16 protein-coding genes are annotated in these 20,790 nt (G+C 76.8%); 2 read left to right on the forward strand and 14 right to left on the reverse strand.

Going from position 1 to position 20,790, the window contains the following annotated elements; translation table 11 throughout:
* Position 1 precedes the first annotated feature (1 nt).
* From HNR08_RS08870 to hemE, 8 genes are all read right to left on the reverse strand, one after another.
* Positions 2–1,132, reverse strand: a complete 1,131-nt coding sequence (locus HNR08_RS08870; protein WP_146834384.1) for an ABC transporter permease — start codon at positions 1,130–1,132, stop codon at positions 2–4.
* A gap of 84 nt (positions 1,133–1,216) precedes the next feature.
* Positions 1,217–2,884 carry an ABC transporter substrate-binding protein gene (locus tag HNR08_RS08875; protein WP_146834381.1) on the reverse strand — a complete coding sequence of 556 codons (1,668 nt, stop codon included), beginning with the start codon at positions 2,882–2,884 and terminating at the stop codon, positions 1,217–1,219.
* Between the two features lie 231 nt (positions 2,885–3,115).
* On the reverse strand, positions 3,116–4,429 hold the full coding sequence (gene hemL, locus HNR08_RS08880) for a glutamate-1-semialdehyde 2,1-aminomutase (RefSeq protein ID WP_146834378.1): 1,314 nt from the start codon (positions 4,427–4,429) through the stop codon (positions 3,116–3,118).
* Positions 4,426–5,451 carry a porphobilinogen synthase gene (gene hemB / locus HNR08_RS08885; protein ID WP_146834375.1) on the reverse strand — a complete coding sequence of 342 codons (1,026 nt, stop codon included), beginning with the start codon at positions 5,449–5,451 and terminating at the stop codon, positions 4,426–4,428. The genes hemL and hemB overlap by 4 nt, the downstream gene beginning before the upstream one ends.
* Positions 5,448–6,257, reverse strand: a complete 810-nt coding sequence (locus tag HNR08_RS08890) for a uroporphyrinogen-III synthase (RefSeq protein ID WP_146834372.1) — start codon at positions 6,255–6,257, stop codon at positions 5,448–5,450. Before HNR08_RS08890 ends, hemB begins: the two co-directional genes overlap by 4 nt.
* Positions 6,254–7,216 carry a hydroxymethylbilane synthase gene (gene hemC / locus HNR08_RS08895; RefSeq protein WP_146834369.1) on the reverse strand — a complete coding sequence of 321 codons (963 nt, stop codon included), beginning with the start codon at positions 7,214–7,216 and terminating at the stop codon, positions 6,254–6,256. Before hemC ends, HNR08_RS08890 begins: the two co-directional genes overlap by 4 nt.
* Positions 7,217–7,293: 77 nt before the next feature.
* Positions 7,294–8,784 carry a protoporphyrinogen/coproporphyrinogen oxidase gene (locus HNR08_RS08900; RefSeq protein WP_307724245.1) on the reverse strand — a complete coding sequence of 497 codons (1,491 nt, stop codon included), beginning with the start codon at positions 8,782–8,784 and terminating at the stop codon, positions 7,294–7,296.
* 164 nt (positions 8,785–8,948) lie between these two features.
* The gene (gene hemE / locus HNR08_RS08905; protein WP_183834956.1) at positions 8,949–10,049 is read right to left on the reverse strand and encodes a uroporphyrinogen decarboxylase; all 1,101 of its coding nucleotides are present in this window, start codon (positions 10,047–10,049) and stop codon (positions 8,949–8,951) included.
* An 86-nt stretch (positions 10,050–10,135) separates the two neighbouring features.
* Here hemE and HNR08_RS08910 point away from each other — a divergent pair, with 86 nt between their 5' ends.
* The gene (locus HNR08_RS08910) at positions 10,136–11,389 is read left to right on the forward strand and encodes a glutamyl-tRNA reductase (protein ID WP_146834593.1); all 1,254 of its coding nucleotides are present in this window, start codon (positions 10,136–10,138) and stop codon (positions 11,387–11,389) included.
* Positions 11,390–11,730: 341 nt separating this feature from the next.
* On the opposite strand, the gene purB is transcribed toward HNR08_RS08910, so the two are convergent.
* The gene (purB, locus tag HNR08_RS08915; protein ID WP_183834958.1) at positions 11,731–13,182 is read right to left on the reverse strand and encodes an adenylosuccinate lyase; all 1,452 of its coding nucleotides are present in this window, start codon (positions 13,180–13,182) and stop codon (positions 11,731–11,733) included.
* 163 nt (positions 13,183–13,345) lie between these two features.
* On the opposite strand from purB, the gene HNR08_RS22310 reads away from it, so the two are divergent.
* Positions 13,346–14,905: a GAF domain-containing protein gene (locus HNR08_RS22310; protein WP_146840862.1), complete on the forward strand. Its 1,560-nt coding sequence runs from the start codon at positions 13,346–13,348 to the stop codon at positions 14,903–14,905.
* A gap of 4 nt (positions 14,906–14,909) precedes the next feature.
* On the opposite strand, the gene HNR08_RS08925 is transcribed toward HNR08_RS22310, so the two are convergent.
* The 5 genes from HNR08_RS08925 to nirB are packed head-to-tail and all read right to left on the reverse strand — an operon-like array spanning position 14,910 to position 20,523.
* Complete coding sequence (locus HNR08_RS08925) at positions 14,910–15,626, reverse strand: helix-turn-helix transcriptional regulator (RefSeq protein WP_146840861.1); 717 nt, start codon at positions 15,624–15,626, stop codon at positions 14,910–14,912.
* A complete protein-coding gene (locus HNR08_RS08930; protein ID WP_221286331.1) occupies positions 15,623–16,312 on the reverse strand; it encodes a sirohydrochlorin chelatase in 690 nt (229 codons plus the stop codon). Before HNR08_RS08930 ends, HNR08_RS08925 begins: the two co-directional genes overlap by 4 nt.
* Positions 16,305–17,597 carry a uroporphyrinogen-III C-methyltransferase gene (cobA, locus tag HNR08_RS08935; RefSeq protein WP_146840860.1) on the reverse strand — a complete coding sequence of 431 codons (1,293 nt, stop codon included), beginning with the start codon at positions 17,595–17,597 and terminating at the stop codon, positions 16,305–16,307. The genes HNR08_RS08930 and cobA overlap by 8 nt, the downstream gene beginning before the upstream one ends.
* Positions 17,594–17,950, reverse strand: coding sequence for a nitrite reductase small subunit NirD (gene nirD, locus HNR08_RS08940; RefSeq protein WP_146840859.1), 357 nt, complete (start codon positions 17,948–17,950; stop codon positions 17,594–17,596). Before nirD ends, cobA begins: the two co-directional genes overlap by 4 nt.
* Complete coding sequence (nirB, locus tag HNR08_RS08945; RefSeq protein ID WP_183834960.1) at positions 17,947–20,523, reverse strand: nitrite reductase large subunit NirB; 2,577 nt, start codon at positions 20,521–20,523, stop codon at positions 17,947–17,949. Before nirB ends, nirD begins: the two co-directional genes overlap by 4 nt.
* Between the last annotated feature and the right edge of the window lie 267 nt (positions 20,524–20,790).

The following is a 20,790-nucleotide window of genomic DNA, read 5'->3' on the forward strand; positions in this document are numbered from 1 at the left end:
CTCAGTACCTCACCCTCGGGTCGATCAGCGCGGCGATGATGTCGACCAGGAAGTTCGTCACGGCCACGATCACCGCGAGCATGACGACGATGCCCTGCACCGCCACGAAGTCGCGGGCCTGCAGGTACTCCGAGATCTGGAAGCCGAGGCCCCGCCACTCGAAGGTGGTCTCCGTGAGCACGGCGCCCACCAGGAGCATCGCGATCTGCATGCCGATGACGGTGACGATCGGGATGAGCGCCGGCCGGTACGCGTGCTTGCGCAGCAGCCGGGACTCCCGCACGCCGCGCGACCGGGCCGCGTCGACGTAGCCGGAGCCGAGCGTGCCGATGACGTTGGTGCGCACCAGCCGCAGGAACACGCCCGCGGTCAGCAGGCCGAGCGTCAGCGCCGGCAGGATCGCGTGCTGCAGGACGTCCACGACGACGTCCGGGTTGCCGGTGCGGATGGCGTCGATCAGGTAGATGCCCGTCGGGTCGTCGAGCCGCCGCATCGCGATCTCCGACCGGGTGGACGCCCGCCCCGACACCGGCAGCCAGTCGAGCTGCACGGAGAACACGAGCTTGAACATGAGGCCCGCGAAGAACACCGGCGTCGCGTAGCAGACGATCGCGAACACCCGCAGCAGCGCGTCCGGGACGCGGTCGCGGAAGTAGGCGGCCGCCAGGCCGAGCGGGATGCCGACGACGAACGCGACGATCAGCGCGTAGAACGCGAGCTCGAGCGTCGCGGCCCCGAACGTGAGGATGACCTCGGTGACCGGCCGGGTGTCGCTCAGGGTGGTGCCGAAGTCCCCGCGCACGAGCTGGCCGAGGTACTCCACGTACTGGGTGAGGACCGGCCGGTCGTAGCCGGCGGCGTGGATGCGCTCGGCGAGCTGGTCGGCGGGGAGCCGGCCGCCCTGCGCGGCGGTGATCGGGTCGCCGGTGGTCCGCATGAGCAGGAAGACGACCGTCACCAGGATGAAGACCGTCGGGATGATGAGGAGGAACCGGACCAGCAGGTAGCGGCCCAGCCCGCCGCCGGATCGGGCGCGGCGGCCCTGCCGGCCGGTGGTCGCGTCCCCGCCGGGTGCGGTGCCGGACGGCAGGCCGGTGGGCTGCTGCGGTCCGGTGAGGGAGGTGGAGGTCATGTCTCTCGCTTCACAAGCCCGTGACGCCCGGTGCGGGTCGCTCGCGAGGAGCGACCCGCACCGGGCGTCGGGTGGGGCGGTGCGTCAGCCGACGGCCAGCGCGCCGTAGCGGAACTTGAAGGACGCGTCGAGGGTGTCCTCGGCGCCGGTCACGTCGGTGCCGACCACGGCCACCTGCGCGCCCTGGAGGTACGGGACCGTCGAGAGGTCCTGCGCCACCGCGTCCTGGATCTGCTCGATGAGCGCGGTGCGCTCGCCGGCGTCGGGGGTGACGGCCTGCTGGAGGATCAGGTCGTTCACCTCCTGGTTGTCGTAGTGGTTGCCCAGGAAGTTGTCCGTGAGGAAGAACGGCGTGAGGTAGTTGTCCGCGTCGGAGTAGTCCGGGAACCAGCCGAGCTGGTAGGCCGGGTAGACGTCGGACGTGCGGTCCTTGGCGTACTGCACCCACTCGGTGGTCTGCAGGTCGACCTGGAAGAGGCCGGTGGCCTCGAGCTGGTCCTTGATCAGCGCGTACTCCTCGCCGGAGGACGGGCCGTAGTGGTCGTTGCTGTACTGCAGCGACAGCTGGACCGGGGTCTCGACGCCCGCGGCGGACAGCCGCTCGGCGGCCTTGTCGGCGTCCGCGCCGCCGTCGCCGTCGCCGTACAGCGGCTTGAGCGACTCGGTGGCACCCGTCAGGCCCTCGGGCACGAACGAGTACAGCGGCGTGTAGGTGCCCTTGTAGACCTGGTCGGCGATCTCCTCGCGGTCGATCAGGTCGGCCACCGCCTGGCGGACGGCCAGCGCCTTGGCCGGGTCGGCCTCCGGCGTGGTCGCGCCGTACGGCTGGGTGTTGAAGTTGAACGTGATGTAGCGGATCTCGCCGCCGGGGCCGTCGACGACCTTCACGTTGTCGTCGCCGCGCAGGTCCTCGATGTCGGTCGCGGACAGGCTGCGGAACGCGACGTCGATGTTGCCCTGCTGGATGTCCAGCTTCAGGTTGGAGGCGTCGGCGAAGTAGGTCACCGTGACCTCGTCGTTCTTCGGCGCGCCGAGCAGGCCCTGGTAGTCCGGGTTCGCGGCGTACGAGACGAGGTCGTTCTGGCTGTAGTCCGTGATCGTGTACGGGCCGGCGAACGCCTGGCCGTCGACGATGTCCGCGTCCGGGGTGAGCGCGTCGGCCGCGAACACGTCCTCGTCCACGATCGGGCCCGCGGGGCTCGACAGGATCTGCGGGAACACCTGGTCGTTCTCGGACTTCAGGTGGAAGACGACGGTGGTGTCGTCGGGGGCGTCCACGCTCTCCAGGTTGTAGAGCAGCGAGCCGGGGCCGTTGCCGCCGTCCGCGCCGGACTCGAAGATCGCGAGCTGGCGGTCGAACGTGAACTTCACGTCGGACGAGGTGAGGTCGTTGCCGTTCGCGAAGGTCAGGCCCTCCTTGAGGGTGACCGTGTACTCGGTCGGCGAGGTGAACTCGGCCGACTCGGCGATGTCCGGCTCGACGTCCGGGCTGCCGAACGGGGTGTTCATGAGGAACGGGTAGACCTGGTTCATCACCGCGAACGAACCGTTGTCGTACGAGCCCGCCGGGTCGATCGTCGTGATCTTGTCGGTCGTGCCGATCAGCAGCGAGCCGCCGGTGCTCTCGCCGCCGCCGTCCGTCTCGTCGTCGCCGCCGGAGCCGCCGCTGCACGCGGCGAGGACCAGTGCGGTGGCGACCAGGCCGGCACCGGCCGCGAAGCCGCGTCGGCGGCCGTGGGGAACCGCAGTCATGCGTGTACCTCTTCCCTGGAGTGAAGCCCCTGCCCGGCGCCGCGACGCCGGTTGTCTCGCGTGTCGGTCACCTGTGCCCGATACGTGGGACATAGGACTAGCACAGTGTGGGGCGTCACAGGACATCCGCGTGTTACGGGAGGATTGCGAACCGGTCACGGTGCAGATCAGCGCGCCGAACTCCACCGGGCAGCTGCCCGCCCCGCGGACGTGGGTCGGGACGTGGCGGGGTCAGGCGGCGGGCGGCGTCGCCTCCGCGGCCGCGCGGGCCGCCGCGGGGAGCGCGTCCAGGACGCGGGCCAGGGCCCGCTCGTCGTGCGCGGCCGAGACGAACCACGCCTCGAACGCCGACGGGGGCGCGTACACGCCGTCGCGCAGCAGGCTGTGGAAGAACGCCGGGTAGCGCCACGACTCGGACGCGAGCACCTGCGCGTAGTCCCGCGCACCGGCGTCCGTGCCCAGCACGGTCGAGAACAGGTTGCTCGCCCGCTGCACCGCGTGCGGGACGCCCGCCGCGGCGAGCGCCTCGTCCACGCCCTCCCGCAGCGTCGCCGCCGCGGCGTCCACCCGGGCGTACACCGCGTCGTCCGCGAGCCGCAGGGTGGCGAGCCCGGCGGCGGTCGCGACCGGGTTCCCGGACAGCGTGCCCGCCTGGTAGACCGGGCCGGTGGGCGCGAGCGCGTCCATCACCGCGGCGGACCCGCCGAGCGCCGCGACCGGCATCCCGCCGCCGACGACCTTGCCGAACGTCAGCAGGTCCGGGCTCCAGCCCTCGCGCGCGGCCTCCAGCCCCCACCAGCCGGCCGGGCCGACGCGGAAGCCGGTCAGCACCTCGTCCTGGATGAGCAGGGCCCCGTGCGCGTGCGCGATCCGGGCCAGCCCGGCGTTGAAGCCCGGCGCCGGCGGGACGACGCCCATGTTCGCGGGCGCGGCCTCCGTGATGACGGCGGCGATGTCCGCGCCGTGCTCGGCGAACGCGGCCTCGACGGCGGTGAGGTCGTTGTAGGGCAGCACGATCGTCTCGGCGGCGATCGTCGCGGGCACGCCCGCCGACCCCGGCAGCGCGAACGTCGCGACGCCCGAGCCGGCGGCGGCCAGCAGGCCGTCGGAGTGCCCGTGGTAGCAGCCGGCGAACTTCACGACCTTGTCGCGCCCGGTGACGCCGCGGGCCAGCCGGATCGCGGTCATCGTCGCCTCGGTGCCGGTCGACACCAGACGCAGCCGATCGATCACCGGCACGCGGGCCCGAACGGCCCCGGCGAGCTCGACCTCGGCCAGCGTCGGGGCGCCGAAGGACAGCCCGCGCCCGGCGGCCTCCCGCACGGCCTCGACGACCTCCGGGTGCGCGTGCCCCAGGATCGCGGGCCCCCAGGACCCGACGAGGTCCACGTACTCCCGGCCGTCCACGTCCGTGACGTAGGCGCCGCGCGCGGAGGCGAGGAACCGCGGCGTGCCGCCGACCGAGCCGTAGGCGCGCACCGGCGAGCTCACCCCGCCGGGGATGACCCCCCGGGCCCGGTCGAACAGCTCCTCCGAGACGGTCATCGCCACTCCTCCCGCAGCCAGCAGGCCAGCTCCACGGCCCAGTAGGTCAGCACCTGGTCGGCGCCCGCGCGCTTGATGGCCAGCACGGACTCGGTGATCGCCCGCCGCCGGTCCAGCCAGCCCTGCGCGGACGCGGCCTCGATCATCGCGTACTCGCCGGACACCTGGTACGCCGCGACCGGCACGGTGCTCGCGGCGGCGACGTCGGACAGCACGTCCAGGTACGCACCCGCGGGCTTCACCATGACGACGTCCGCGCCCTCGGCGATGTCCAGCGCCACCTCGCGCAGCGCCTCGCGGCGGTTGCCCGGGTCCATCTGGTAGGTCCGGCGGTCGCCGTCCAGGGTGGACTCGACGGCGTCCCGGAACGGGCCGTACAGGGCGCTCGCGTACTTGGCGGCGTACGCCAGCACGGCGACGTCGGCGCGGCCGGCGGCGTCCAGCGCGTCCCGGACCACGCCGACCTGGCCGTCCATCATGCCGCTGGGGGCGACCATGTGGGCGCCCGCCTCGGCCTGGACCAGCGCCATCTCGGCGTACCGGACCAGCGTCGCGTCGTTGTCCACGGTGCCGTCGGCGGTCAGCACGCCGCAGTGGCCGTGGTCGGTGAACTCGTCGAGGCAGAGGTCCGCCTGGATGACGAGCGCGTCGCCGACCTCGGACCGCACGTCCGCGAGCGCCTGGTTGAGGATGCCGTCGGGGTCCGTGGCGCCCGAGCCGACCGCGTCCCGGACCAGCGGGACGCCGAACAGGTTCACGCCCCCGATCCCGGCGGCGGCGGCCTCGGCGGCGGCGCGGCGCAGGGTGTCCCGGCTGTGCTGCACGACGCCCGGCATGGAGGCGATCGGCTGCGGCTCGGTCAGGCCCTCCTTGACGAACATCGGCAGCACCAGGTCGGCCGGGTGCAGCCGGGTCTGGGTCACCGAGCGGCGCAGCGCCGGGGTGGCGCGCAGGCGGCGGGGCCGGACGCGGCCGGGCCGGGCGGCCGCCGCGGCGGCGGAGGCGGTGGGGTCGGGGCTCATGCGTGCTCTCCGTCGGTGTCGCGGGTCGAAGGGGTGCCGGCGGCGGATGCCAGGGCGGCGACCAGGCCGCCGGGCGTCTGCTCCTCGGCGACGGCGGCGACGTCCAGCCCGGCGCGGCGCGCCTCGGCCGCGGTCGACTCGCCGATGCAGCAGACCAGGGTGCCCGGCGGCGGGGCGCCGAGCATGGTCAGCAGGTTCCGGGCGGTGCTGCCGGAGGTGAGCAGCACGGCGCCGACCTCCCCGGCGGCCCACGCGGCGCGGACGTCCTCGTCGGGGGCGGGGCCCGGCACCGTGCGGTAGGTCTCGACGACGTCGACCGGCCAGCCGTGCGCGGTCAGGCCCTCGGCCAGGGTCGGGGCGGCGAGGTCGCCCAGCGGCAGCAGCACCCGGTCCGGCTCCTCGCCGGCGGGCGGCCAGGCGGCGAGCAGCGTCACGGCGGACGACCGGCCCGCCGGCACCAGGTCCACCCGCACGCCGGCCTCGCGCAGCGCCCGCGCGGTGGTGCCGCCGACCGCGGCGACCCGGACGCCCGCGAGCAACCCGGCCAGCGTGTGCCCGGTCTCCTCGGCGCGGTCCACGAGCACGGGGACGGCGGCGGCACTGGTGACGGCCACCCAGCCGTAGTAGCCGACCTCGAGGGCGAGCAGGACGTCGTCCAGCTCGGTGGGGTCCAGCGGCGGGACGGTCTGGATCAGCGGGACCACCAGCGGCTCCGCCCCGGCGGCGCGCAGGGCGATCACCAGCGGGTCGGGCCCGGGCGTCTCGCGGGGGACCAGCACCCGCAGGCCGGCGAGCGGCCCCGTCACGCCGCGAGTCCCGCGAGGGCGGCGGCGCCGGCGTCCAGCAGCTCCTCGGCCAGCCGGGTGCCGAGCGCGGCGGCGGCCAGGGCGGTCGCCGCGGGCTCGTCCGCCGGGGCGGCGGGCAGGGTCGCCGACGCGGTGCGCCGCAGCGAGGCGGTGCCGTCCGGGCGGAGCACGACCGCGTCCAGCGTGAGCACGTCGTCGCCGCCGACCCGCGCGTACGCGCCCACCGGGGCCGCGCACCCGGCCTCGAGGCGGCTGAGCAGCGCCCGCTCGGCCAGCACGGCGAGGTGGGTCGGGCGGTGGTCCAGCGCGGCGAGCGCCCGGGCCAGCGGTGCGGCGCCCGCGGCCTCCTCGGCGCGGACCTCGACGGCCAGCGCGCCCTGGGCCGGGGCCGGGGTCATGACGGCGAACGGCAGCGCCTCCGTCACGGCGTCCAGCCGGCCCAGCCGCGCGAGGCCCGCGCGGGCCAGCACGACGGCGTCCAGGTCGTCCTCGATCCGCCGCAGCCGGGTGTCGACGTTGCCGCGGATGTCCACCACCGTGAGGTCGGGCCGGGCGGCGAGCAGCTGCGCGGCGCGGCGCGGCGAGCCGGTGCCGACCGACGCGCCCTCGGGGAGCTCGGCCAGCGTGCGGCCGTCGCGGGCGCACAGGGCGTCGCAGGGGTCCTCCCGCACGGGCACGGCGGCGACCACCAGGCCGTCCGCGGGCGCGGTCGGGAGGTCCTTGAACGAGTGCACGGCGACGTCGCACCGGCCGTCCAGCAGGGCGTCGCGCAGGGCGGTCACGAACACGCCGGTGCCGCCCAGGCTGGCCAGCGAGCCGGTCAGCCGGTCGCCGTCGGTGCGCACCCGGACCAGCTCGTGCTCCCCGGCGCCGAGGGCGGTCAGGGCGTCCGCCACGTGTCCCGTCTGCGTGAGGGCGAGCGTGCTCGCACGGGTGCCGACCCGGAGCGTGTGGGGCATGGGGCCAGTCTCGGCCACGCTTCCGGGGGTTGTCGAAACCGGCTGGTCGGGGCGGGGCGAAGGGCGGGGCGCGGGGCTCACGGCGCGGTCAGGGACCGAGCGGTGGCCCGGGCGTCGGGCACCACGGACGCCAGGCCGTTGCCGGACACCCAGGCGCCGACGACGGCCAGGCCCGGGACCCCGCCGACCGCCGCGCGCACCCGCTCGACCGTCCGGCGGTGCGCGGCGCTCGGCACCGGCAGGCCCTGCGACCAGGACACCCGGGCGGACGCGCGCACCTGCTCCGGGGCCAGGGGCACGCCCAGCACCGCCGCGGCGTCGCGCAGCGCCAGGTCGGTCAGCCCGCCGAGGTCCGGCGGCAGCGCCTCGCTCTCGCCCGAGCGGCCGTAGGACAGGCGGACCACGTGCCGGCCCGGTCCGGCGGCGTCCGCGAGCCAGCCCCACTTCGCGGTGGCGTGCGTGAGCGCCTTCGCGCGGACACCGGGGACGGCCCGGGCGACCAGCACGCCGGTCCCGCGCGGGGCGGAGTCCAGCGCCGGGGCGTCCAGCACGAGCGTGGCCAGCACGACGTCCGCGCCCGGGTCGGTGTGCAGCCCGGCGAGGTCGGGCGCCACGCCGGCCAGCAGCTCGGTCGCGCGCGGGGTGGCCACGACCAGGCGGTCCGCCGCGAGGACCCGCCGGGACCCGCCGGACTCGACCGTCACCCGGAACCCGTCCGCGTCCCGCTCGACCGCCACGGCGCGGGTGCTCGTGCGGAGCTCGCCGCCGCGCGCGGTCAGGTCGGCGACCAGGGCGTCAACGAGCACGTGCAGGCCGCCGCGGAACCCCGCGACCGCCGACCCCGCGGGGGCCAGGGCGCGCAGGTCGGCGACGGCGGCGGCGAGGGAGCCGGTGCGGCGGACGGCGGCCGACAGGCCCGGGGCGACGGCGTCGACGGCGATGTCGTCCGGCTCCGCGGCGTGCACCCCGGCCACGACCGGGCGGACGAGCCGATCCAGCACGCGGCGGCCCATCCGCGCCCGCACGAGCCCGCCGAGCGTGGCGCCGGCGCTCGCGCTGCTCCCGCTCCCGCTCCCCCCGCTGCCGCCGAGGTCGAGGGTCTGCGGCGAGGTCGAGGGTTTCGGGGCACCTTCTCGCGCGAAACCCTCGACCTCGGCGGGCGCGGGTGGCGCGCCGAGGCCGGCCGAGGGGGGCAGCACGCGGTCCAGCGCGGCGCGCAGCGAGCCCAGGGTGCCGATCGTGCGGCGCACGTCGGAGGCCCACGGGTCCGCCGGGATGCCGAGCAGCCCGGTGCGGGGCAGGGGGCCCGCGCCGTGCGGGAGGCGCACCCACGCGCCGTGCGGCTCCGGCGCGACGACCCGGTCCGCCAGGCCGAGCTCGTCGGCCAGCGCGGCGACCACCCCGCCGCGGGTCGCGAACGACTCCGCTCCGGCGTCGAGCCGCAGCCCGTCGACCTCGTGCCGACCGACCACCCCGCCGGGCGCGCGCCACGCCTCGAGCACGAGCGGTCGCAGCCCGGCCAGGGCGAGCTCGCGTGCGGCGACCAGGCCGGCGACGCCGCCGCCCACCACCACCGCGTCGTGCCGGGACGGCTCCGGCGACTCCTGCGTGCCCCGACCCGCGGGTCGGGCGTCGTGCTCGCTCGTGGCTGCTCCTCGGCTCGTCGTCGGGCGGTCGGTCGGTGCCCCACTCTGCCGCGCCGGCGCCGCGGGCGGGTGGGACCTGCGGGTCCTCAGGCGGTGTGCACGAGCTCCACGACGCGGGTCAGCACGTCGGGGTCGGTCTCCGGCGGGACGCCGTGCCCGAGGTTGACCACGTGCCCCGGCGCGGCCGCCCCGCGCGCGAGCACGTCGCGGACGTGCGCCTCCAGCACCGGCCACGGCGCGGCGAGCAGCGCGGGGTCGACGTTCCCCTGCACCGGGACGCGGCCGTCGAGCCGCCGCACGGCCTCGTCCAGCGGGATCCGGTGGTCGACGCCGACGACGTCCGCGCCGACGTCCCGCATCGCCGCGAGCAGCTCGCCGGTGCCGGTGCCGAAGTGCACCCGCGGGACGCCGAGGTCCGCGACGTGCGCGAGCGCCCGGGTGGAGGCGGGGGCGACGTACGCGGTGTAGTCCGCCAGCGACAGGGAGCCCGCCCAGGAGTCGAACAGCTGCGCGGCGCTCGTGCCGGCCAGCACCTGGGCCCGCAGGAACGCGCCGGTGAGGTCGGCGGCCCACTCCGTCAGCGCGCGCCACGTGGCCGGGTCGGCGTGCATGAGCGTGCGTGCGGCCAGGTGGTCGCGCGACGGCCGGCCCTCGACCAGGTAGGCGGCCAGCGTGAACGGCGCTCCGGCGAACCCGATGAGCGGCGTGCTGCCGAGCGCCGCGGTGGTCAGGCGGACGGCCTCGGTCACCGGGGCCAGCACCTCGGCGGTCAGCGACTCGGCGGGCGAGGCGTCCCGCAGCCGGGCCACGTCGTCGGCGGTCCGCACCGGCGCGCCGAGCACCGGCCCGACGCCGGGCTGGATGTCCACGTCCACGCCCGCGAGCCTGAGGGGGATGACGATGTCCGAGAAGAAGATCGCCGCGTCCACCCCGTGCCGGCGCACCGGCTGCAGGGTGATCTCCGAGGCGAGCTCCGGGGTCAGGCAGGCGTCCAGCATCGCGGTGCCGGCGCGCGCGGCCCGGTACTCCGGCAGCGACCGCCCGGCCTGGCGCATGAACCACACCGGCCGGCGCGCGGGCGTGCGGCCCCGGTAGGCGTCCACCAGGGGCGCGCGGGTCGTGCGGCCGTCGACGAGCGGGTGCCCGGCGGGCAGGCCGGCGCCGTCGGGCAGCGAGGGCAGGGGCATCGGGGGCTCAGCGGGGAGTGACGAAGTCGACATCACCGACGATTGTGCCCCCTCTTCCCTGGAGTGATTCAATCGTAGGCGTGGTGATGCTGTCGTTGGTGGCGAGCCATCACGACCTCGATCTGGCCGTGCTGGAGCGGTTGTCCGCCGACACGCACGCCGTCGGGCGGGAGATCGTGACCGGCTGCCACCCCGTCTCGGGGGCGGTCGTGCTCGCGACCTGCAACCGGTTCGAGCTGTACCTGGACATCCCCGACCCCGCCGACGCCGAGGCCGCCCGGACCGCCGTCGCCGCCACCGTCGCCGCCCGCTCCGGCTACACCCCGCAGCACGTCGCGGACGCCCTCGCCCCCGCCACCGGCGGCGCGGTCGTCGAGCACCTGTTCGCCGTCGCGTCCGGCCTGGAGTCCATGGTCGTGGGCGAGCGGGAGATCGCCGGCCAGGTGCGCCGGGCGCTGACCGCGGCCCGCCGCGACGGCACCACGACCTCCGACCTCGAGGCGCTGTTCCAGGCCGCCTCCCGCGCGTCGCGCGCCGTCGAGGGCCGGACCGGCCTCGGTGCCGCCGGGCGCTCCGTCGTGGGCGTCGCGCTCGACCTCGTCGAGGAGGGCCTGCCCGACTGGTCCGACGTCCGCTGCCTGCTCATCGGCACCGGCTCCTACGCCGGCGCCAGCCTCGCCGCGCTCAAGGCCCGCGGCTGCCGCGACGTGCTCGTGTACTCGGCCAGCGGCCGCGCCGGGCAGTTCGCCGCGCAGCGGGGGGTCAGCGCCGCGACGTCCGACCTCGCCGCGAGCCTCGCCGGGGTGGACCTGGTCGTCGCGTGCAGCGGCGCCGCCGGGGCCGTGCTCGACGTCGACGCCCTGATCCGCGCCCGGTCCGCCGAGGCCTCCATCGGTGCCCGGCCGCTCGCCGTCCTCGACCTCGCGCTCCAGCACGACGTGGACCCCGCCGTCGGCGAGCTGCCCGGCGTGCGGCTGGTGAGCCTGACCACCGTCGCGGAGCAGGCGCCCGACGGGCACTCCGCGACCGTCGCCGAGGCGCTGGCCCTCGTCGCCGAGCAGGCCGAGGCGTTCGAGCGCACCCGCCGCACGCGCGAGTGGAACCCGCCGGTGGTCGCCGAGCGGCGCCGGGTGCTGGAGGAGCTCGCGACCGCCGCGGACGGGCTGCCCGAGCGGGAGGCGCGCGCACTGCGCCGCCGGGTGCGGTCCGCGCTGCACGGCCCGACCGTCCGGGCCCGCGCGGCCGCCGCCGCGGGGGATGCGGCGGAGTACGCGGCGGCGCTCGCGGAGCTGGCGACGGTCACGGTCCCGGCCCGGGACCTGGCGACCCCGCGCGCCTGACCCCGCACGCGGTCGCTCGCCGCGTCGGCCCTGCGCCCGCCGCCCCACGGGCTCGCCCTGGGCCCCGCGCTCTGGGACACCGCGCCCCGGACACCGCGCCCCATGCGCTCGCCCCGGGCACGCCCTCCGTGCGGTCGCCGAGATAGGTCCGTGCGCCGCCCTGTCTCGGCGCGACAGTCCTATCGGCGGCAGTCGCGCCGAGATCGGTCGTCCGCGCCGAGATCGGTCGCTCTACGCGCCGATCTCGGCGCGAAGTACCGATCTCGGCGAGCGGAACGGCGAGCGCGGGGGCCGGGGCGCCCGCGGGTGCACGCGGGTGCACGCGGGTGCGTTCGGCGGGGTCAGTCGTCCAGGAGCGCGACCAGGGACTCCGCGAGGCCCGTGTACGCGGCCGGGGTCAGCGCCTGGAGGCGAGCCGCGACGTCGGCCGGCAGGCCCAGCCCGGCGATGAACTCCCGCATGTCCCCGGCCGTGAGGCGGCGGCCCCGCGTGAGCTCCTTGAGCCGCTCGTACGGGTTCTCCATCCCGGTGACCCCGGCGACCGAGGCCGCGCGCATCGCGGACTGCACCGGCTCGCCCAGGACCTCCCAGTTCTGGTCGAGCTCGCGGGCCAGGAGGTCCCGGTCGACGGACAGCGCGCCGAGGCCGCGGCGCACGTTGTCGACCGCGAGCAGCGCGTGCCCGAAGGCCGGGCCGATGTTCCGCTGGGTGGTGGAGTCGGTGAGGTCGCGCTGCAGGCGGCTGGTGACCAGCGTGGCGCTCAGGGTGTGGAGCAGCGCGCAGGACAGCTCGAGGTTGGCCTCGGCGTTCTCGAACCGGATGGGGTTCACCTTGTGCGGCATCGTGGACGAGCCGGTGGCCCCCGCGACGGGGATCTGCACGAACACCCCGCGGGAGATGTACGTCCACACGTCGGTCGCGAGGTTGTGCAGCACGCGGTTGAACCGGGCGACGTCGGCGTACAGCTCGGCCTGCCAGTCGTGCGACTCGATCTGCGTGGTCAGCGGGTTCCACGTGAGGCCGAGGTGCTCGACGAACGTGCGGCTGACCTCGGGCCAGTCGGCGTCGGGGACGGCCACGACGTGCGCGCCGTACGTGCCGGTCGCGCCGTTGAGCTTGCCCAGGTACTCCGCGCCCGCGACCCGGCGGAGCTGCCGGCGCAGCCGGTGCGCGAGGACCGCGAGCTCCTTGCCGAGGGTGGTCGGGGTGGCGGGCTGCCCGTGGGTGAGCGCGAGCATCGGCACGTCGGCGAGGTCGCGGGCCATCGTCGCGAGGTCGTCGACCAGGCCGGTCGCGGCGGGCAGCCACACGTCGCGCACCGCGCCGCGGACCATGAGCGCGTAGGACAGGTTGTTCACGTCCTCGCTGGTGCAGCAGAAGTGCACGAGCTCCGACACGGACGGCAGCACGGTCTCGCCGAGGACCGCCGGCGCGGCCGCGATCTTCTCCTTGAGGTAGTACTCGACGGCCTTCACGTCGTGCACGGTCGTCCGCTCGAGCTCGGCGAGCCGGGCGACGTCCGCCGCCCCGAAGTCCGTGACGACCGCCCGCAGGTAGGCCTGCTCCGCGTCGGACAGCGCCGGGGCGCCCGGGACGACGCCGTGCGTGGTCAGGTGGATCAGCCACTCGACCTCGACGTGCACCCGCTCGCGGTTCAGCGCCGCCTCGGACAGGTGGTCCACGAGGGGGGCGACGGTCCGCCGGTACCGGCCGTCGAGCGGGCCGAGCGCCAGGGGCGGCTCGACGTCGGCCAGCGGGCGGCGGGCAGCGGGGGCGAGGTCGGTCGCGGGCATGGCCCGCATCCTCCCACGGACGGGCGCACCGGGGCCGGGGCCGACCGGGGAGGCGCTCTCCCGCGACGCCTCAGGCCGGGCCCCGGGCTGCCGATGGGGACACCACTCAGGGGGAGCCGCGCGGAGCAGACGCCGGCGGGCGTGCGGGGACGAGGGGTACGACATGGCGCTGCTCGGGCGACGGGGACGCGGGGCCGGGACGCCGGAGACCGCCGGCGGCGACGTGGGCCGGGAGCTGCGCGCGCTCGACGACGTGGTGCGGGCGCTCGGCGCGCTGCGCGGGGACTGCGGGCTGCCGGAGGTGCTCGAGGTCGTGCGCACCGGCCTGGGCTACGACTACGGCTCGGCCTGGGTCGTGGACGACGCGCGCGGCGACCTCGCGTTCGTGGCGCAGTCGGGGGAGCTGTCGGCGGCGGTGTCGCGGATGTCGCCCGGCTTCCGGATGCCGAAGGGCGTCGGCCTGTGCGGGCTGGCGTGGCAGCGGGACGGCGTCCTCGTGCTGGCGGACGCCCGGGAGCACCCCGCGACGTGTGAGCGCGGGGAGCAGGCGGTCCGGGACGGCGCCCGCGGGGCGATGACGATGCCGCTGTGGCGCGACGGCCGGGTCGTGGCGGTGCTGGACTTCGCGTCCCGCGAGGTGCGCGGCGAGGGGCCGGACCAGGTGCTCGTGCTCGACGTGCTGGCCCGGACGGTGTCGCAGACCCTCGAGGCCCGGCGGTCCGCGGCGGAGATCGCCCAGGTCGCGCGCGACCAGCAGGCCGTGACGACGTCGGTCACCCGGGTCGGCGCGTGCGCCGACGAGGAGGCGGCGCTCCGCACCGCCCTGGACACCGTCCGCGAGGAGTTCGGCTGGGACTACGGCTCGTACTGGGCGGTGGACCCGGAGGCGCGCGTGCTGCGGTTCCAGGTGGAGTCCGGCACGGCGGGGGAGGAGTTCCGCCGGGTCACCCTGTCCGCGAGCTTCGCGGAGGGCGTCGGGCTGGCCGGCCGGGCCTGGCGGGCGCGGGACCTGGTGTTCGTGCGCGACCTCGGCGAGCTGACCGACTGCGTGCGCGCCCCGGCGGCCCAGCGCGCGGGCGTGCGGTCCGGGGTGTGCCTGCCGGTCGTCGTCGGCGACGAGGTCGTCGGCACCATGGACTTCTTCACGACGCAGACCATCGAGCTGAGCGACAGCCGCCGCGGCTCGCTGCGCAACGTCGCCCGGCTGGTCTCGCAGCGGCTGGACATCCTGCGGGCGGCGGCCCGCGACCGGGCGGCGTCGGAGGCGCTGCTCGGCAGCGTCGCGCGGCTGTCGGAGAGCGCGGCCGAGGCGGCGCGGGTGGCCGAGGAGGCGGTCGCGCAGACCGCCGCGATGGCGGAGGAGGTCCGGACCCTGGAGGAGTCGTCGTCGGCGGTGGGCGACGTGATCCGCGTGATCTCGTCGATCGCGGACCAGACGAACCTGCTCGCGCTGAACGCGACGATCGAGGCGGCCCGCGCCGGGCAGGCCGGGCGCGGGTTCGCGGTGGTGGCCACGGAGGTCAAGGACCTGGCGGGCGGCACGTCCGCGGCGACCTCCCGCGTCGAGCAGCAGGTCGCCGACATCCAGGCGAACACCGGCGCGGTGTCCCGGGGCATCGACGCGGTGAGCACGACGATCGGCCGGATGGACGAGGTGCAGGCCCGCATCGGCGAGGTGCTGGACGAGCAGCGGGAGATGGCGCGGGCGTTCCGGGCGTCCTGAGCGGTCAGGCCTCGCCCGGGTCGAGGTGCAGCAGGCACCAGCCGGGGCCGGCGAACGGCGTGAGGTCGGTCGCCGTGACCGGTCCGCCCGCGCGGGCGAGCACCGTCCGGGCGAGCCCGAGGTGCACGGCGCAGACGACGTCCGCGCGCTCGCGGGCCAGGTCGAGCACCGGGCACCGCCGCAGCCGCACCGCCGTCCCGTCGGGCCGGACCTCCGGGTCGTAGCCGAGCCGGGCGAAGTGCGCGCCGAGCGCGGCGAGCTGGCCCTCGCGGGCGGCCGCCGGGTCGTCGGCCGCGACGCCGGCGGCGGTCGGCGGGGTCCCGGCGAGCGCGACCGCCGCCTCGGCCGCCGCGGACCCGGGCGCCGCGAGGTCCCGCCCGTATCCCGCCAGCAGCACGCGGCTGAGGTGCTCGCGCACCCAGCGCTCGCCGTCGCCGGGCTCGTTCGCCGCGGCGTACAGGGTGTGCGGGCGGCCGCGGGCGTGCCGGTTCTCGACGGTCCGCTCGACCAGGCCGGTGTCGACCAGCGCGGCCAGGTGCTCGCGCGCGGTGCTGACCCCGAGGCCGACCTCGGCGGCGAGGTCCTGGACGGTGACGGGGACCGCCGCGCGCCGCAGGGCCTGGAGCAGCGCGGCGCGGCTGGGCACCGCGAGCACCCGGTGCCGCACCGCGTCGTCGGCCGGGCCCGGCGGCGGCGGGGGCGTCGGCCCCAGGCGGGTCACCGCGCGGCGTCCCGGAACCGGTCGAGCGCGATCCGGGCGAGCAGCGGGTGCGGGCCGAGCGGCGCGGTGACCACGTCGGCACCGGCCCCGGCGAGGGCGCCGTGGAAGTGCCCGGGCGCCAGCAGGTACGACGCGACGACGACGCGGCGCGCGCCCGTCGCCCGCGCGGCGGCCACGGCGTCCCCGACCGACGGGCGTGCGGCGGCGCCGTAGCCCACCGTGACCGGCCCGGGCCAGCGGGCGCGCAGCCCGGCCAGCACCTCGGCGACGGCCTCCGCGGCGGCGGGGTCGGAGGAGCCGGCGGCGGCGAGCACCACGGCGTCGTCCGCGGTCGCCCCGGCCTCGGTCAGCCGCTCGACGAGGATCGTCACCAGCCGGTCGTCCGGCCCCAGCGGACCGGCTGCGACCGCGGGCCGGCGGGCGACCGCGGCGCCGATGTCGTGCCGCACGTGGAACCCGGTGGACAGCAGCAGCGGCACGACCACGGCGACGCCGCCCGCGCGCACCGCGTCGCCGACCGCCGGGCCGACCGCGGGCTCCTGGACGTCGACGAACGCCTCGCGCACCGGGGTGCCGCCGACGAGCGCCCGCAGGTCCTCGACCACGGACCGCACCACGGCCCGGCCCGCCTCGCTGCGGGTCCCGTGCGCGCACGCCACGAGCACCGCGCCCCCGGCCTCAGACACCGGCGACCGCCCGGCGCTCCTCGCGGGTCGGCAGCGCGACCGCGCGCCCGGGGCTGCCCGGGTCCAGGAACCCGGGCCGTGCGACCTCGCCCACGACGACGACGCCCGGGGACCGGATGCCGGCCGCCGCGCAGACGGCGGGCAGGTCGGCCAGGGTCGCGCGGACGGCGCGCTCGCCGGGCAGGGTGGCGCGGGCGACCACCGCGGCCGGGGTCGCCGGGTCGACGCCGCCGTCGAGCGCCTGGGCCACCAGGTCGCCGAGCGTCGCGACGCCCATGAGCACCACGACGGTGACGTCCGGCCGGCGCAGCGCGTCCAGGTCCAGGTCCGTGAACGGCCAGTGGCCGTTGACCACGTGCACCCGGTCGCTCGTGCCGCGGTGGGTCACGGGGATGTCCGCGGCGCCGGCGGCGGCGATCGCGGAGGTCACGCCGGGCACCACGCGCACCGGCACCCCGGCGGCGCGGCAGGCCAGCACCTCCTCGCCGCCGCGGCCGAACAGGTACGGGTCGCCGCCCTTGAGCCGGACGACGCGGTTCCCGGCGCGGGCCTCGTCGACGAGGATCCGCTCGATGCCCTGCTGCGACACGTGCGCGGCGCCCGGGGCCTTGCCGACGGGGACCACGCGGACGTGGTCGCCGAGGTCGTCCAGCACCGCGGCCGGGCCGAGGCGGTCCGCGACGACGACGTCGGCCTGGGCGAGCAGGGTGCGGGCGCGCACCGTCATGAGGCCGGGGTCGCCGGTGCCGCCGCCCACGAGGGCGACCTCGCCGGGGTGCAGCACGTCGGGGCCGGTGGCGCCGCCGCGCACGGGCCGCAGGTCGGCATCGGCCGTGCCCGCGACCAGGGAGGCGACCAGCGCGTCCCGGACGGCGGCGGCGCGGCGGGGGTCGGCCGCGCCCTCGGACAGCACGCCGACGCGCAGGCCCGCGACCTCGGCGGCGGCGGGCAGGCGGGCGCTGCCGCGCTCCGCGTCGGAGGCCACCACGCAGAACAGCCGGCGGTCCTCGGCCCAGCGGGCCAGGTCGGCGTCCACCGCGGCGTCGCCGGTGCACGCGAGCACCAGCCAGACGTCCGCGAGGTCGTCCGCGGCGACGGGGCGCCGGTGCACGGTCAGCCGGCCCTCGGCCGCCCAGGCGGCGAGCTCGTCGGTGACCTCCGGCGCGACGACGCGCACGCAGGCGCCCGCCGACAGCGCCGCACCGGCCCGGCGCGCGCCGACCGGCCCGCCGCCCGCCACCAGCACGGGCCGGCCGGTCAGGTCGAGCCCGGCGAGCAGGGTCACGTCGTCACCACCAGCACGTCGCCGTCCACGACGAGGACGGGGTAGGTCCGCAGGTCGACGGGCTCCTTGCCGACGGCGTCCAGGCAGGCGCCGGTCATCAGGTCCCACACCTGCTTGTACATGGGGGACGTGACCGTGGGGACCCCGTCGACGTCGCCGACGATGCCGCGGCTGAGCACGTTGGCCCCGCAGAACGGGTCGTGCTGCTGCACGGCGAGCACGCGGTCGTCCGCGAGGCGGAACAGGGCCACGCGGTGCTCGCCGATCAGGGCGCCGGAGCCGCGCTCGGGCAGCAGGTCGGTCAGGCGGCAGACGCGGGTGGCGCCGTCGGTGTCGGTGCTCGGCGGGGTCACGGCTGGGTCTCCAGGGCTCGGGCGGTGCGCAGGTCGGGGACGCCGTGCTCGCCGGGGCGGGCCGGGCGGGCCTGGCCGCGCTCGGGCACGTACGCCAGGTCGGGGTCGCCGACGCCGGGGGCGTTCACGTACGGGGTGAACCGGCGGAGCTTCTCCGGGTCCTCGAGGGTGGTGCGCCACTCGTCGGCGTACGACGCCACGTGCCGCTCGATCTCGGCGTCCAGCTCGGCGCCGATGCCCTCGGAGTCCTCGACGACGACGCGCCGCAGCTCCTCGATGCCGCCCGGGAACCCGGCGACGAACGGGGCCGTGCGCTGCAGCCGGTCGCCGCGCCGCACGTAGAGCGCGAGGAACCGGTCGACCACCTGGATCATGCGCGCGTCGTCCAGGTCCTCCGCCAGCAGGTCGGCGTGCCGGGGCGTGAAGCCGCCGTTGCCGCCGACGTAGACGTTCCAGCCCTTCTCGGTGGCGATGACGCCGACGTCCTTCGCGCGGGCCTCGGCGCACTCGCGGGCGCAGCCGGAGACGCCCATCTTGAACTTGTGCGGGGCGCGCAGGCCGCGGTACCGCAGCTCGAGCCGCACGGCCATCGACGCCGAGTCCTGCACGCCGAACCGGCACCACGTGGCGCCGATGCAGGTCTTCACCTGCCGCAGGGACTTGCCGTACGCGTGCCCCGACTCGAAGCCGGCGTCCACCAGGCGCCGCCAGATCTCCGGCAGCTGGTCCTGCCGGGCGCCGAACATGCCGATCCGCTGCGCGCCGGTGATCCGGGTGAACAGGCCGAAGTCGCGGGCGACCTCCGCGAACGCCAGCAGCTTCTCCGGGGTGACCTCGCCCCCGGGCATCCGCGGGACGACCGAGTACGTGCCGTCCTTCTGCAGGTTCGCGAGCAGGTGGTCGTTGGTGTCCTGCAGCGGCGCCTGGTCCGAGGACAGCACGTGGCCGATGCCGAGCGACGCGAGGATCGAGGCGACCACCGGGCGGCAGATCGCGCAGCCGCGGCCCCGGCCGTGCCGGCTCACGACCTCGGTGAACGTCCGCAGGCCCTCGGTCCGGACCAGGGCGAACAGCTCGGCGCGAGACATCGCGAAGTGCTCGCACATCGCGGACGACACCTCGAAGCCGGCCTGCTCGAGCGTCGTGTTGACGACCTTCGTCAGCAGGGGGACGCACGACCCGCAGACCGTGCCCGCGCGGGTGCAGGTCTTCACCTCGCCGACGGTGCGGCAGCCGTGCTCGGTCACCGCGGCGCGCACGGTCCCGGCGGTCACGTTCGAGCACGAGCAGAGGACGACGTCGTCCGGCACGTCGGTGACGACCGGGCCGCCGCCCTGGGCCAGGAACGCCGACGGGTCCGCGCCGAGCGGCCGGCCGAGCAGGGGTCGCAGCTGCGCGTACAGGTCGGTGTCGCCGACGAACACGCCGCCGAGCAGCAGCCGCGCGTCGTCCGAGACCACGAGCTTGCGGTAGGTGCGGGCCACGGGGTCGGCGAACGTCACCTCCAGCGCGCCCGGCGTCAGGCCGAGCACGTCGCCGAAGGACGCCGCGTCGACGCCGGCGCCCTTGAGCTTCGTGCCGTCCGGGGTCCGCGCGTAGGAGCGGATGCCGCCGCAGAGCTGGTCGACGACGACGTCCGCCATCGCGTTGCCCGGGGCGATCAGGCCGGCGCACTCGCCGTCCACGCTCGCGCACTCGCCGATCGCCCAGACCGCGGGGTCGGACGTCCGGCAGGTCGGGCCGACGACGACGCCGCCGCGCTCCGCGACCGCGAGCCCGCACTCCCGGGCCAGGCGGTCGCGCGGGCGGATGCCGGTCGAGTAGACGAGGACGTCGACGTCGAGGGTGTCGCCGGTCGTGAGGACCAGGCCGCCCACGGCGCCGTCCCCGGTCGCGAGCACGCGCTCGGCGCCGGCGCCCGTCCGCACGTCCATCCCGCGCTCGGTCACGAGCTGGCGGAGCGTCTCCCCGCCGCCCGCGTCGAGCTGGACGGCCATCAGCCGGTCGGCGAACTCCACGACGGCGGGCTGCGCGACGCCGAGCGTCTGCAGCGCCGCGGCGGCCTCCAGGCCGAGCACGCCGCCCCCGACGACGGCCCCGCGCAGCGGGCGGCCCAGCGCCGCGGACCGGTCCCGGACCCAGGACTGCAGGTCCGCGATGTCGCCGAGCGTCCGGTAGCAGAGCACGCCGGGCAGGTCGGTGCCCTCGGTGCGCGGGACCCAGGGGCGCGAGCCCGTGGCGAGGACGAGGGTGTCGTAGTGCTCGACGCGGCCGCGGTGCGTGGTCACGGTCTGCGCGGCGAGGTCGATCGCGATGACCCGCTCGTCCACGACGAGGGTCACGCGCTCGTCGTCCCACGGCGACGGGTCCAGCGTCAGGCTCTCGACGGTCCGGCCGCCGACGACCTCGGACAGGTGCACGCGGTCGTACGGGCGGTGCGGCTCCTCGCCGATGACGGTCATCCGCCACGGCGGCGCGTCCGCGCGGGAGCACAGCTGCTCCGCGAAGCGGTGGGCGACCATGCCGCCCCCGACGACGACGACGTGCCCCGGACCGACTGCTGCGCTGTGCATGCGCCGAGTTTTCAACGGCCGGGAGCGTCTTTATTGGGTCGAACGGCCCAGCGGCGGGGCTGACCAGCCCACAGGCCGCGCGGTGGATCCCCTGGGGCCGGCACGCCGAGGCGTGTCCGCGCCGGTGGGGCCACCCGGCAGGAGGTCGTGCCCCCGGCCGGTGGCGGGCCCGCACCTGCCACCGGCCGGGGGCCGCTCCGACGTTCCTCCTTCGGTCCGGTGCGGGAGGACGGGTCGTGTCAGCGATGCCTCCGGCCGGCGACGGTC

Origin of the sequence: Cellulomonas hominis, assembly GCF_014201095.1 — a bacterium.
Classification (GTDB): domain Bacteria; phylum Actinomycetota; class Actinomycetes; order Actinomycetales; family Cellulomonadaceae; genus Cellulomonas; species Cellulomonas hominis.

Excerpts from the sequence above, each read along its gene's own strand:
- hemL (WP_146834378.1), bottom strand. The coding sequence starts at position 4,429 with ATGACCGTCTCGGAGGAGCTGTTCGACCGGGCCCGGGGGGTCATCCCC.
- purB (WP_183834958.1), bottom strand. The coding sequence starts at position 13,182 with ATGCCCGCGACCGACCTCGCCCCCGCTGCCCGCCGCCCGCTGGCCGAC.
- nirB (WP_183834960.1), bottom strand. The coding sequence starts at position 20,523 with ATGCACAGCGCAGCAGTCGGTCCGGGGCACGTCGTCGTCGTCGGGGGC.
- HNR08_RS08870 (WP_146834384.1), bottom strand. The coding sequence starts at position 1,132 with ATGACCTCCACCTCCCTCACCGGACCGCAGCAGCCCACCGGCCTGCCG.
- HNR08_RS08875 (WP_146834381.1), bottom strand. The coding sequence starts at position 2,884 with ATGACTGCGGTTCCCCACGGCCGCCGACGCGGCTTCGCGGCCGGTGCC.
- HNR08_RS08910 (WP_146834593.1), top strand. The coding sequence starts at position 10,136 with ATGCTGTCGTTGGTGGCGAGCCATCACGACCTCGATCTGGCCGTGCTG.
- HNR08_RS22310 (WP_146840862.1), top strand. The coding sequence starts at position 13,346 with ATGGCGCTGCTCGGGCGACGGGGACGCGGGGCCGGGACGCCGGAGACC.
- hemE (WP_183834956.1), bottom strand. The coding sequence starts at position 10,049 with ATGCCCCTGCCCTCGCTGCCCGACGGCGCCGGCCTGCCCGCCGGGCAC.
- hemB (WP_146834375.1), bottom strand. The coding sequence starts at position 5,451 with ATGAGCCCCGACCCCACCGCCTCCGCCGCCGCGGCGGCCGCCCGGCCC.
- hemC (WP_146834369.1), bottom strand. The coding sequence starts at position 7,216 with ATGCCCCACACGCTCCGGGTCGGCACCCGTGCGAGCACGCTCGCCCTC.